The 13,084-nt window shown below is 43.9% G+C and carries 10 protein-coding genes and 4 tRNA genes; 12 read left to right on the top strand and 2 right to left on the bottom strand.

Going from position 1 to position 13,084, the window contains the following annotated elements; genetic code table 11:
- The first annotated feature begins 293 nt into the window (after window positions 1-293).
- From trpA to B3J29_RS06420, 4 genes are read left to right on the top strand one after another with little or no spacing between them, the layout of a single operon-like run.
- On the top strand, window positions 294-1,094 hold the full coding sequence (gene trpA, locus B3J29_RS06435; RefSeq protein ID WP_286964642.1) for a tryptophan synthase subunit alpha: 801 nt from the start codon (window positions 294-296) through the stop codon (window positions 1,092-1,094).
- A gap of 1 nt (window position 1,095) precedes the next feature.
- Window positions 1,096-1,992 carry an acetyl-CoA carboxylase, carboxyltransferase subunit beta gene (gene accD, locus B3J29_RS06430; RefSeq protein WP_034169942.1) on the top strand — a complete coding sequence of 299 codons (897 nt, stop codon included), beginning with the start codon at window positions 1,096-1,098 and terminating at the stop codon, window positions 1,990-1,992.
- On the top strand, window positions 1,989-3,272 hold the full coding sequence (gene folC / locus B3J29_RS06425) for a bifunctional tetrahydrofolate synthase/dihydrofolate synthase (protein ID WP_286964641.1): 1,284 nt from the start codon (window positions 1,989-1,991) through the stop codon (window positions 3,270-3,272). The genes accD and folC overlap by 4 nt, the downstream gene beginning before the upstream one ends.
- The gene (locus tag B3J29_RS06420; RefSeq protein ID WP_375726203.1) at window positions 3,263-4,291 is read left to right on the top strand and encodes an SPOR domain-containing protein; all 1,029 of its coding nucleotides are present in this window, start codon (window positions 3,263-3,265) and stop codon (window positions 4,289-4,291) included. Before folC ends, B3J29_RS06420 begins: the two co-directional genes overlap by 10 nt.
- Before the next feature lie 5 nt (window positions 4,292-4,296).
- Here B3J29_RS06420 and B3J29_RS06415 read toward each other — a convergent pair whose 3' ends face one another.
- Together B3J29_RS06415 and B3J29_RS06410 are read right to left on the bottom strand one after the other, a co-directional pair.
- A complete protein-coding gene (locus B3J29_RS06415; protein ID WP_286964640.1) occupies window positions 4,297-4,887 on the bottom strand; it encodes a dual specificity protein phosphatase family protein in 591 nt (196 codons plus the stop codon).
- 404 nt (window positions 4,888-5,291) lie between these two features.
- Window positions 5,292-5,933 carry a peroxiredoxin gene (locus B3J29_RS06410; RefSeq protein ID WP_286964639.1) on the bottom strand — a complete coding sequence of 214 codons (642 nt, stop codon included), beginning with the start codon at window positions 5,931-5,933 and terminating at the stop codon, window positions 5,292-5,294.
- A 331-nt stretch (window positions 5,934-6,264) separates the two neighbouring features.
- Between B3J29_RS06410 and secA the strand changes: the two genes are divergently transcribed.
- The 8 genes from secA (at window position 6,265) to B3J29_RS06370 (ending at window position 12,644) form a co-directional block, all read left to right on the top strand.
- A complete protein-coding gene (gene secA / locus B3J29_RS06405) occupies window positions 6,265-8,991 on the top strand; it encodes a preprotein translocase subunit SecA (protein WP_286739624.1) in 2,727 nt (908 codons plus the stop codon).
- 153 nt (window positions 8,992-9,144) lie between these two features.
- Complete coding sequence (locus tag B3J29_RS06400; protein ID WP_004782196.1) at window positions 9,145-9,498, top strand: hypothetical protein; 354 nt, start codon at window positions 9,145-9,147, stop codon at window positions 9,496-9,498.
- Window positions 9,499-9,652: 154 nt separating this feature from the next.
- Complete coding sequence (gene argJ / locus B3J29_RS06395; protein WP_034169947.1) at window positions 9,653-10,873, top strand: bifunctional glutamate N-acetyltransferase/amino-acid acetyltransferase ArgJ; 1,221 nt, start codon at window positions 9,653-9,655, stop codon at window positions 10,871-10,873.
- A gap of 152 nt (window positions 10,874-11,025) precedes the next feature.
- Window positions 11,026-12,093 carry a quinolinate synthase NadA gene (nadA, locus tag B3J29_RS06390; protein ID WP_004782199.1) on the top strand — a complete coding sequence of 356 codons (1,068 nt, stop codon included), beginning with the start codon at window positions 11,026-11,028 and terminating at the stop codon, window positions 12,091-12,093.
- Between the two features lie 154 nt (window positions 12,094-12,247).
- Window positions 12,248-12,324, top strand: a tRNA-Pro gene (locus B3J29_RS06385).
- A 35-nt stretch (window positions 12,325-12,359) separates the two neighbouring features.
- A tRNA-Arg gene (locus B3J29_RS06380) sits at window positions 12,360-12,436 on the top strand.
- A 36-nt stretch (window positions 12,437-12,472) separates the two neighbouring features.
- A tRNA-His gene (locus B3J29_RS06375) sits at window positions 12,473-12,548 on the top strand.
- 19 nt (window positions 12,549-12,567) lie between these two features.
- Window positions 12,568-12,644 (top strand) — tRNA-Pro (locus tag B3J29_RS06370).
- Window positions 12,645-13,084 lie beyond the last annotated feature (440 nt).

The following is a 13,084-nucleotide window of genomic DNA, read 5'->3' as shown; positions in this document are numbered from 1 at the left end:
GCGCTAACATCTGCATTTTTATTAATTTTTCCATGATAAAAATAAGTTTATCTAAATATTCAACATTTTAGGGAATGCCAAAATTAGGCATCTTTGATCATTGAGAAAAAAATCAAAATAATCGTAAATAGATCCCTTCGGGTTGTTCTGAAATCCTCGCACAGGAAATGAAATGCCAGAGGTCGATGTTGCACACTGTTCAATGTACAAAAAATAGCGTTACAATGCGATGTCTTGTATTTCTACATAGTCAATGTCTCAAGTTTGAAACACCTTAAGGAAAGCTCAGCCCTATGTCACGTTTAGCCACACGATTTGGACAACTTAAATCTCAACAGCGTAAAGCTTTAGTTTCTTATGTTATGGCTGGTGACCCGCATCCAGAGGTAACCGTACCTTTGCTGCACCAGATGGTGGACGCTGGCGTCGACGTGATTGAATTGGGTCTTCCTTTTTCAGATCCAATGGCAGATGGTCTGGTGATTGCTCTGGCCGCTGAACGCGCGCTGGCCGGTGGCACCAATACCCTAGATGCACTGCACATGGTGAAAGAATTTCGCTTGAAAGACCGCGAAACACCAGTGGTACTCATGGGTTATCTCAATCCGGTTGAAGTCATTGGTTATGAAAAGTTTGTGGCTTATGCCTATGAATGCGGTGTCGACGGCGTGCTTCTGGTCGATCTTCCTCCTGAAGAAGCTCAAGATCTGGGTCAAGTGCTGGAAAAATATGAAATGGATCAGATTTTCCTGTTGGCTCCGACCTCAACTGATGAGCGTATTCAGCATGTAGTAAAACAGGCCAGTGGCTTTATTTACTACGTGTCGCTGAAAGGCGTAACGGGTGCTGCGACATTGGATGTATCTGAAGCCGCTGCACGTATTCAGAAAATTAAGGCAGAGACAGATGTTCCTGTAGGCGTTGGTTTTGGTATTAGTGATGCTGCATCTGCGAAAGCGATGGGTGTTGCTGCCGATGCAGTTATTGTGGGAAGTGCGTTTGTAAAACAGTTTGCAACCCTCGCGCCAGAACAAGCCGTTATTGCGACGGTGAATAAAGTCAAGGAGCTTCGAGCAGCGCTCGATGAGTTATAGTATGAGTCAACAAGTGAAATCAGGCAAAATTCTGAGCCCATCGACCCCATGGACGGAGCGTATTGTTCCGGGCATTCATGTACCTGATGAGCAAACCACCCTAAAAGCGACATTCACAGAGCCAACAATTGAGTGCCCTGAATGTCATGCTTTGGTGACACGTACTGCAATGTCATTTAATGCTTATGTTTGTCCACAATGCGATGAACATCTGAAAATGAAAGCACGTGACCGTCTGAACTGGTTCTTTGATCAGGTACAGACTGAAATGGGTCAGGAATTTACTGCCAAAGATCCACTGAAATTTGTCGACAGCAAAGCTTATCCAGAGCGTATGTCGGAAGCACAAAAGAAAACAGGTGAAACTGAAGCATTGATCGTGATGCAAGGTCTGCTGAAAGGTGTACCAATGATTGCAACCGCATTTGAATTCGACTTCATGGGCGGCTCTATGGGTACCGTAGTGGGTGACCGTTTTGTGCAGGCAGCAGAGCGTGCGATTGAAACACATCAGCCTTTGATCTGTTTTGCAGCTTCTGGTGGCGCGCGTATGCAGGAAGGCATGCTGTCTTTGATGCAAATGGCACGTACTTCAGCAGCGATTCAGCGTTTGAAAGAAGCAGGTCTGCCTTATGTGGTGGTATTGACCCATCCAGTCTACGGCGGTGTAACTGCATCTTTAGCCATGCTGGGTGATGTGCATCTGGCTGAACCGAAAGCGATGATTGGTTTTGCGGGTAAACGTGTGATCGAGCAGACCGTGCGTGAAAAACTGGACGAACCGTTCCAGCGCGCTGAATATTTGCTTGATCATGGTGTAATCGATCAGATTGTTCACCGTCATGCATTACGTGATACAGTTTATCGTATTATCACGAAATTGATGAACCTGCCTTGAATACAGCACCATTAGCAACTGATTCACTTGATACATGGCTCGATTATTGGAGCCATGTTCACGTTACGGGAATTGATTTAGGTCTGGAACGTGTCATTCCTGTGGCTGAAAAGCTGGGGGTGATCAATCCGGAGGCTAAAGTCCTGACGGTTGCCGGAACCAATGGTAAAGGTTCAACGACCACGACTCTGGCTGCCATTCTTAATGCTCAGGGTTTTAAGGTCGGACTGTATCAGTCTCCTCACCTATATCGCTTCAATGAACGGGTGAAATTACGCGGGGTTGAAGTCGAAGACCAGTTGCTGATTGATGCTTTTGTTGAAGTCGATCGGGCACGTCGCGAATGCGATTTAAGCCTGTCATTCTTTGAAGCAACCACACTTGCTGCATTTGTGATTTTTAAAAATGAACTGTGTGATGTGTGGGTGCTGGAAGTCGGACTAGGCGGTCGTCTGGATGTGGTCAATGTGGTTAATCCGGATGTTGCGGTCATCACCAATATCGGACTGGATCATACCGACTGGCTCGGTGATACCATCGAAAAAATTGCCTTTGAAAAAGCTGGCATTATCCGTCCGAGTATTCCCGTGATTTTTGGCGGTCAGCAAGATATTCCACAAGCCATTCTGGATAAAACTGCTGAATGCAATGCGCCGTTGTATGCTATCAACCGTGATTATTTCTATGAAGCCTTTGAAGATGGCAAAACCTGGGCATTTGCATCATCAGGTACGACTTTAAAATTACCGACAGGTTCACTGGCGCTGGATAATATTTCGACAGCGGTTGCAGCGATCTTGCTGAGTAGTCTGGAAGTCAACCAGACAGCGATTGCGGAAGGAATTCAGGCAGCTAAATTGCCGGGACGTTTTGAAGTTCGAGAAATTCAGAATAAGACTGTAATTTTTGATGCCGGGCATAACCCGCATGGGGTAGAGTTCCTATTAAAACAATTGCGCAATTATTTAAATTACAAAAAGAAATATAAAGAAGTCATTTGTGTATTTTCCATGTTGGCAGATAAAGATATAAATTCTGTCGTCAAGTTGTTGAAAGACACTGTTCATTTGTGGAAAATTGCACCATTATCTGTGCCACGTGCGGCAGAGGTCACACTCTTGACTGATGCATTGCAAGGTGAATTGATAGAACAATTTGACAATGTAAAATTAGCTTTTAAATCAGCGCTGGATGAAACAGAGAATAATCAGCTGATTTTGGTATGTGGATCATTTCATACCTTAGAAGCGGTATGGGAGTATTTGGAAGAATGTCAATGAATAACAAACAACGCTGGATGGGTGGCGTTGTTTTACTAGGTGGTGGTGTTTTATTGGCAGCATTACTCCTGAAAGGCCAAAATGAAATTCATCAGGATCGTCAGCAAAACCCGGCACTGGCTGCAGAAGTAGAATCAAAAGATACAGTCAACAATTCATTAGGTTCTTTAACAGTCGATGTGGAAACAGAAAAACGTCTGCTGGAACAGCAGCGTCGTGACCGCGAAAAAGCAGTGGCTGAACAGGAAGCTCGTGCAGCTGAATTTTTAGCCATGCAACAGCAGGCTGAGGCAGATGCAGCACGTCGTGCGGCTGAAGAATATGCCGCTTTGAATGCTCATCGTATGGGACAGCAAAGTTCAGACAATATTCCGCCTGAACTGGCTGAAGATGAACAGACGAAGCAAAAACGTCTGGCTGAAGACAAGGCTGCTGCACAAAAAAAGTTAGAACAGCAGAAGCTTGAGCAGCAAAAAGCCCAAACTTCAGCTGATACTGCCAAGAAACAGGCAGAGCAGAAGGCTGCAGAGGAAAAACGTAAGCTAGAAGAGAAACGTAAAGCTGAAGAAGCGCATAAGGCAGCTGAAGCAAAACGTAAGGCCGAGGAAGAGCACAAAGCGGCTGAGAAGAAAAAAGAAGCTGAGCATAAAGCTGCTGAGGAAAAACGTAAGGCAGAAGAGAAGCGCAAAGCTGAAGAGAAACATAAAGCAGAAGAGGCCAAGAAAAAGGCTGAAGCTGAAAAAGCCCGTAAACTTCTTGAAGGTGAAAGCGATAAGCAGTGGATGGTGCAGGTGGCATTGGCTGCCAATGAAGCCAATGCTGATGCCATTGCCGCCAAACTGCGAGCCAAAGGCTACAAGGTCACTAAGAGCCAGACATCTAAAGGTATGCGTATCATGGTCGGTCCATCTAAAGACCGAGAAACAGCAGACGCACTGCGTAAGAAAATCGCGTCTGATGCCAGCCTGAATATGAAATCAGCTTGGGTGAATGATTGGGTGCCGCTAGATAAGCGTTAACTCTCTTACTTAACCGAAGTTTCTGTAGATGGATTCGCGAGTTGCTCGCGAATCCATTTTACATTTTCAGGGGTAAATAATTTTTCAATATTGCGCCAAATGGAATGAAAGCCATAACCGCCATGCTTCATTTCCCGTACTGCGTCTTCAATACTCCAGTTCTGGAAAATAATCCGGTACATGGCGACACTGGCACCGGTACGGTCTGAACCGTGATAACAGTGTAAAAGTATTTTTTCATTATTTTGCTGTGCCTGTTGAATCAACTGCATTACGTTCAGTAAATCCTCGCGATTCATAGCCCAGGTATGAATGGGAATATGCTTAAGCTTGAGGTATTCATTTGACAAAATATCTGTATCTTTATCGCGTGAACGCAGGTTGATCACCACATTAATGGCATATTGTTTTAATAAGGGCGTCAGTTCATGGCTTGGCTGTTCACTTCGGTAGAGTTCATCGCTGATCTGATAAAAATTATGTTCTTCATGCAGTTCCCGTCCCCAGTGCATTGGGCGTTCCTGTTCAGGCAGCGCTGGAGTACAGCCAGATAAAACAAGCGTAGAAACCAGAAGAAGTACATAATTATTTTTCATTGCAACCTAACTCACCTTTTTAATCATTTTCTTCAATAGCATATCGGCTTTTTCAAAAAAAAACCTGTCCGAAGACAGGCTTGATGGGAAAAGTTCGAAAACCCGGCTCGTCGGTAGGTATCAAACTAAACATGAAAATGATGATTGATGCATGACGACTATCATTTTCATTGTGGGGAGTTGATTGCGGTTTTTAATATTCAAAAAGGATAGAACAGCATTTAGCTTATCCTCTTGTACTCACGGCATAGCCATGGGTCTTCTTGCGAAATATATTCCTCAGGGCGGAGCAGTGCTCCGCTTTATCTTGAATTACGCGCTGCGCTTGTCTTGCGACAAATTAAGGCAGCGTTTCAAATACTGCGCACTTCGTTTGCCTTGCGCAAAATTAAAAAGGAGTCCTTTTAATTTTGCTCAGGCTGTGGTGTCAGACGTAGGTATGGAGTTACAGCTTTATAACCTTTCGGAAAACGTTGTTTGATTTCTTCCTCATCTTTCAGTGAAGGTACAATCACCACATCATCGCCATGTTGCCAGTTAGCCGGGGTTGCGACTTTATGGTTGTCAGTTAATTGTAGAGAGTCGACTACACGTAGTACTTCATGGAAGTTGCGGCCTGTTGATGCAGGGTAGGTAATAATCAGACGCACTTTCTTATTTGGATCAATGATTACCAGAGAGCGTACAGTTAAAGTTTCGCTGGCATTTGGGTGAATGAAATCATACAGCGTAGAGACTTTACGGTCCTGATCTGCAATGATCGGGAAGTTAACGGTGGTATCTTGAGTTTCATTAATGTCTTTGATCCAGCCATGATGCGATTCAACATCATCTACAGAAAGGGCAATTGCTTTCACGCCGCGTTTTGTAAACTCATCTTTCAGCTTTGCGGTAAATCCAAGTTCAGTGGTGCATACTGGCGTGTAGTCCGCTGGATGGGAGAACAGAATGCCCCAGCTATCGCCTAGAAAGTCATAAAAGTTAATTAAGCTCTCGCTAGATTGCTGTTCAAAATTCGGTGCGGTATCGCCTAAACGTAAACTCATTTTCTTGCCTCAATTGATCTTGTAATGTGTCGATAAGAATAAATATGAACCAATTTTTTTATGATTAAAAATAGTGTTTTTAGAATTTCTTATGAATAAACCGAATAAAGAAATAGGCTGTCGATTCAGAATCAGACAAATCAGTTGTCTAATTAACTATATTGCATGGGTAAAATTTGCTACATTACTTTGCCTTAGGTCTCAGGGCTAGGACGAAGGATGAGTTTTTTTCATTGGTTTTCTGGCAAAACCCTTGTAGTTCAAATTTCTAGCACCATAATAACGACTAAGAACATATTTATTTGACAAGCAAGATTTAGAGAGTCTATTCATGTTGGCAAGTCTGATCGGAGGAATCTTCGGTACCAAAAATGAGCGCGAACTCAAACGCATGCGTAAAATCGTAGACAAGATTAATGCGCTCGAGCCGACGATATCAGCCCTAAGCGATGCAGACTTATCTGCAAAAACTGAAGAATTCAAACAACGATATAATAAGGGTGAAAGCCTAGATAAGTTACTTCCTGAAGCATTCGCAGTCTGTCGTGAAGCTGCAAAACGTGTCATGGGAATGCGTCACTATGACGTACAGTTGATTGGTGGTATTACCCTGCATGAAGGCAAGATTGCTGAGATGCGTACCGGTGAAGGTAAAACCTTGATGGGGACATTGGCCTGTTACCTCAATGCATTGAGCGGGCAGGGTGTCCATGTCATCACGGTGAACGACTATTTGGCACAACGTGATGCCGAGTTAAACCGTCCATTGTTCGAATTCTTGGGTTTAAGCATTGGGATTATCTATTCCATGCAGAATCCGATAGAAAAGTCTGAAGCCTATAAAGCAGATATCACTTACGGTACCAATAACGAATTCGGTTTCGATTATCTTCGTGACAACATGGTGTTCTCGCTGGCTGAGAAAAAACAGCGTGGTCTGACCTATGCCATTATCGATGAGGTTGATTCGATCCTGATCGATGAAGCGCGTACACCGCTGATTATTTCTGGTCAAAGTGAAGACTCTTCCCAGCTTTATGCGGCAATCAATAATATTCCACCGAAATTAAAAGCACAGAAAGAAGAAAAAGTACCGGATGGCGGTCATTTCTGGATTGATGAAAAACAGCGTTCCGTAGAAATTACAGAAACCGGTTTTGAAACCATTGAAAGTGAATTGATTGCAATGGGCTTATTGGCTGAAGGGGAAAGCCTGTATTCAGCCTCTAATCTGAATTTGCTGCATCATGTGACTGCTGCGATTCGTGCGCACTATCTGTATCAACGTAACGTGCATTACATCATCCATGAAGGTGAAGTGATCATTGTTGATGAAAATACCGGTCGTACCATGCCGGGCCGTCGCTGGTCTGAAGGTCTGCACCAAGCGGTTGAAGCAAAAGAAGGTCTGGAAATCCAGCCGGAAAACCAAACCCTTGCAACCACCACATTCCAGAACTATTTCCGTCTGTATAAAAAATTATCCGGTATGACCGGTACAGCAGATACTGAAGCTGCGGAAATGAAAGAAATTTACGGTCTGGATGTGGTAATTATTCCAACTCACCGTCCAATGATCCGTAATGACCAGAACGATTTGATCTACCTGAATCGTGAAGGTAAGTACAACGCGATTATTCAGGAAATTCAACGTGTTCACGAAGCTGGTGTTGCGCCAATCCTGATTGGTACGGCCACTATTGAAGCGTCGGAAATTCTTTCTGACAAGCTTAAAGAAGCTGGTATTGAACATGAAGTCCTGAATGCCAAACAGCATGAACGTGAAGCGGATATTATTGCCCAAGCAGGTGCACCGCGTGCAGTAACCATTGCGACCAACATGGCAGGTCGTGGTACCGATATTTTGCTGGGTGGTAACTGGAAAGCGCTACTGGCCAAAATTGAAAACCCAACCCCTGAAGATGAAGCACGTCTGAAAGCAGAATGGGAGGCGAATCATGAAGCAGTTCTCGCTTCTGGTGGTTTGCATATTATCGGTTCTGAGCGTCATGAATCTCGCCGTATCGATAACCAGTTGCGTGGTCGTGCGGGCCGTCAGGGTGACCCGGGTGTATCGCGTTTCTACCTGTCTCTTGAAGATGACTTGATGCGTATCTTTGCGGGTGACCGTGTGGTTGCCATGATGCGTGCGATGGGCTTAAAAGAAGATGAAGCGATTGAACACAAAATGGTGTCACGCTCAATCGAAAATGCACAACGCAAAGTAGAAGCACGTAACTTCGACATTCGTAAGAACCTGTTGAAATACGATGACGTGAATAACGAACAGCGTAAAATCATCTATAGTCAGCGTGATGAGATTCTGGCTGAAAGCTCATTGCAAGATTATATCGAAGAGATGATCCGTGAAGTGATGCAGGGCATGATCGCCAACTATATTCCGCCTGAATCGATTCACGATCAGTGGGATATTGAAGGTCTGGAACTTGCACTACGTGAAGACTTATCGATTGATCTGCCAGTCGCACAATGGTTAGAGCAAGATCGTCGTTTAGACGAAGAAGCACTGGTTGAACGAATTACTGAAGAAGTGGTAAATCGTTACCGTTCACGTCGTGAACAAATGGGCGCTGAATCTGCAGCATCACTCGAACGTCATTTCATGTTGAACTCTCTGGACCGTCACTGGAAAGAGCATCTGGCTGCGATGGATTACCTGCGTCAAGGAATTCATTTACGCGGTTATGCACAGAAAAACCCAGAGCAGGAATACAAAAAAGAAGCCTACAACCTGTTTGTAAACATGCTGGGGGTGATTAAATCTGACGTCATTACTGATCTGTCACGCATCCATGTGCCAACACCTGAAGAACTGGCTGAAATGGAAGCACAGCAGCAGGCACAGGCTGAAGCGATGCGTTTGCAGTTATCTCATCAGGAATTTGATGGATTACTGGCTGAAGAAGATGAAATCACCACTGAACAAAGTGCGCAGACTAATCCTGTTGCACCAGTCTTTGAAGCACCGGCAAGCCGTAATGCACCTTGTCCATGTGGTTCAGGTCTAAAATACAAACAGTGTCATGGCAAGATCTAATTTCTGCTAAGTTTCTAAACTATAAAAAGATCAGGGCTATTTAGTCCTGATCTTTTTATGTATATGGACTTTTCAGCTGGTGAATACAGTTTGCACTGTGCGGGATTAAATGGTATTTAATGGCAGATTGAACACCGCAAAGTGGAAGAAACAATGACAAAAGTATTAAAAACGATGATGGTTGCTGCTTTGGCAATCCCGGCTTTAAGTTTTGCAGAAACAGCAACAACGACACCTGCTAAAGTTCAGCAGGCTATTGGTCCAACTACGGCTCAGGTTCAGACGGGTGCAGATGGTCAGGTGACCATTGCAAGTCCGCGTACTGGCATTCGCTATACCTTTAATAATTCAAACCGTCCAATCGTTTTGCAGACTGCAGCGATTGCAGCAGCCAATGCAGCCAATGCTGACCGTATTGTTGCTTCTAACCCTGCACTTTCTGTGGCAAGTCAGCAACAGGCGAAACAGGCTTTATTGAATGAATCAACCCAGTTGGCTAAAAACTAAGTTTGATCTAGTTTAATAAAACCAGTCACTATGACTGGTTTTTTATTGTGAAAAACCATAAGAAAAGTGAGTGTTCATCTGGCTTTGGCTCGATTTTTTAATGAAGATCAACTAAGCTGTATTTTTCTGAAACTTCAATATTGGACATTTAAAAATGGCAGTTGGTGACGTATCTATGCCACAGATGCATGTGGTAAAAGGGGTGAGAATTGGTTCGGCAGAAGCGTATGTGCGCTATCAGAACCGACGTGACCTGGTGATATTTGAACTGGCTGAAGGCTCCAATGTTGCAGGCGTATTTACCCAGAATGCTTTTTGTGCTGCCCCTGTACATGTTTCTAAAGCACATCTGGCGGTAGGTAATCCACGTTATTTAGTGATAAATACCGGAAATGCCAATGCGGGTACAGGTGCTACAGGTATGGCGAATGCTGAAGCCACTTGTGCCAAACTGGCTGAACTTGCAGGCGTGAAAGCTGAAGAAGTATTGCCATTTTCAACAGGGGTAATTGGTGAACAATTACCAATGGAGCGTCTGCTCAGTGGCTTGCAGCCTGCATTAGACTCATTGCGTGATGATGCCTGGATCGATGCTGCAACGGGTATTATGACCACAGATACTATGCCGAAAGGTGCATCTGAACAGTTCGAGCTGGATGGTATTACTTATACCATGACCGGGATTTCCAAAGGTGCCGGCATGATTCGCCCAAATATGGCGACTATGTTGGGTTATATGGCGACTGATGTACCAATCAGCCGTGAACTGGTTCAACAGCTTTTATCTGAGACAGTGAATCAGTCATTCAACCGCATTACCATTGATGGTGATACCTCTACCAATGACTCTTGTATTTTTATTGCCACAGGTCAGGCCGGTGGAACAGAAATTTCATCAGTTGAAGATCCGCGTTATGCTGCTGTACTTGAAGTATTGATGCGTACCATGAAGCGTCTTGCACAACTGATTGTGCGTGATGGTGAAGGCGCAACCAAATTCATTACTGTGGCCGTAGAAGGCGGTGCCAATACTCAGGAGTGCTGTGACGTGGCCTATAGTATCGCGCATTCTCCATTGGTGAAAACTGCAATCTTTGCTTCTGATCCAAACTGGGGACGTATTTTGGCTGCAATCGGTTATGCAGGTGTGGCGAATTTAGACGTTGCAAAAATTCAGGTTTGGTTAGATGATGTACAAATCTGCAAGGATGGTGGTGCAGCAGCAGACTATACTGAAGAAGCAGGTGCACGTGTGATGGCACAAGCTGAAATGACGATTCGTGTTGATCTTGGACGTGGTGAAGCAAAAGATACGGTCTATACCTGTGACCTGTCCTATGATTATGTGAAAATCAATGCTGATTATCGTTCATAATTCAGATTGTTTCTAAAGCCTCCGTTGTGGGGCTTTTTTTATATCTTATGATTTTTAATGACTGGTCAAAAAAGCATTTCGCCAGAGATGACCGGGATGTAGAGTGAAAGGTTCATTGAATAATGAACTATGAGGGTAGAGTAAGAGTTATTATGAATGATGCGACCAAATTAATAGCCAATGAAGCCAAATCGATTGTGCAGGCGCATTTAGATCGTTTAGGAGAACCCAAAGAGCATCAGATCAGTGCACAGGCCAAACAGGAAAAATTTACACAGATTCAAGCCGAACTAGAAAAGCAGAATGCAGTGCTAGTTGCACACTATTATTGTGATCCTGAAGTACAGGAACTGGCAGAATTGACTGGTGGCTGTGTGTCCGATTCATTGGAAATGGCGCGTTTTGGACGTGACCATCCTGCGTCGACCTTAGTGGTAGCTGGGGTTAAGTTCATGGGTGAAACTTCAAAAATACTTTCACCAGAAAAAACTGTCCTGATGCCAACTCTTGAAGCGACCTGTTCACTGGATTTGGGCTGCCCGGTAGAGGAATTTACCAAATTCTGTGATGCGCATCCTGATCATACTGTAGTCGTTTACGCCAATACTTCGGCTGCAGTTAAAGCCCGCGCTGACTGGGTCGTGACTTCAAGTTGTGCAGTGGAGATTATTGAACACCTCGATAGTTTGGGCGAGAAAATTATCTGGGCACCGGATCAGCATTTGGGGCGCTATATCCAGAATAAAACTGGCGCTGACATGTTACTGTGGGATGGCGCGTGTATCGTCCACGAAGAATTCCGTTCGCGCGGAATTGCTAATATGAAAGCCTTGTATCCAGATGCGGCAGTGCTGGTCCATCCAGAATCACCGATGTCTGTGGTAGAAATTGCTGATGCAGTCGGAAGTACTTCTCAGTTAATCAAGGCAGCTCAAACCTTGCCAAATCAGCGTTTGATCGTGGCAACAGATCGCGGTATTTTCTATAAAATGCAGCAGGCTGTGCCAGATAAGATTCTGATTGAAGCTCCAACCGCTGGAGAAGGAGCAACCTGCCGTTCATGTGCACACTGTCCTTGGATGGCCATGAACGAGCTAGATGGAATCTTGCATGTTCTACAACATCGTGATCAGGAGATTCATGTTGAACCCGCATTAGCTCAGCGAGCCAAACTGCCTCTGGATCGTATGCTGGATTTTAGTGCCAGCTTGAAACGCTAGAATTTTGTATAAAAAATGTCTAAAATGCTTGATAAATAAACGCTTGAAGTGTTTTTTTGATTTTTTTTAAATATAGGTGTTGACGTCTTATGGCGTCACGCCTAGAATGCACACCGTACCAAGCGATAAGCTTGATACGAAAGCTGAGATGAATCGGAGCATAGCACAGCCTGGTAGTGCACCTGGTTTGGGACCAGGGGGTCGTAGGTTCGAATCCTACTGCTCCGACCAATTCTTCAAGGCGGATGGTGAAAATCATCAGTAAAGCGCTTGTAGCTCAGTTGGATAGAGCATCCGCCTTCTAAGCGGATGGTCACAGGTTCGAATCCTGTCAGGCGCGCCATTTTTGGTGGCTTGATATTTAAGAACCAAGGCAATGGTGGATGTAGCTCAGTTGGTAGAGCCCCGGATTGTGATTCCGGTTGTCGTGGGTTCGAATCCCATCATTCACCCCAACTCTTTTGAGTTGAATATCGGAGCATAGCACAGCCTGGTAGTGCACCTGGTTTGGGACCAGGGGGTCGTAGGTTCGAATCCTACTGCTCCGACCATCTATAAAAATGATTAATTATATGGATACCGCATTAGGCGGTTTTTTTATGTCTAAAATTTAAGTACAAACTAAATTTATCAATCAAAATAAAAATAGATTGGAAACTGGTTATTGATTAAGTTCATTCTTCATTCCAGAATTATGTTTTTAATAAGTCGAGCTAAATGTACCTAGATCTTTTTATGAGTGAGTCGCATTTATTGGTAGGTCCATAGGGATTGTGAAAATAAGAAAAGTATTTATTCGAGTGAGTTGGAAGAATATTTTAAGCAAGAGTAGTTATAGGAATAAAAGACTAAATTGCACTTTATTAAGCTGAAACGAAATAGCCCCTGTTTTTTAAATTAAAAAATGGAAATAGTAAAAAGATATCTAAAAATAGGGTTTTTAGATTAAAGAATATGCATATGGGGCTATTTTGTAGAAATAATAATCAAC

It is taken from the genome of Acinetobacter sp. UBA5984 (assembly GCF_002429925.1).
GTDB lineage: Bacteria > Pseudomonadota > Gammaproteobacteria > Pseudomonadales > Moraxellaceae > Acinetobacter > Acinetobacter variabilis.
Note: the sequence above shows the minus strand (reverse complement) of the source record. Positions and strands in the feature narration are given on the sequence as shown.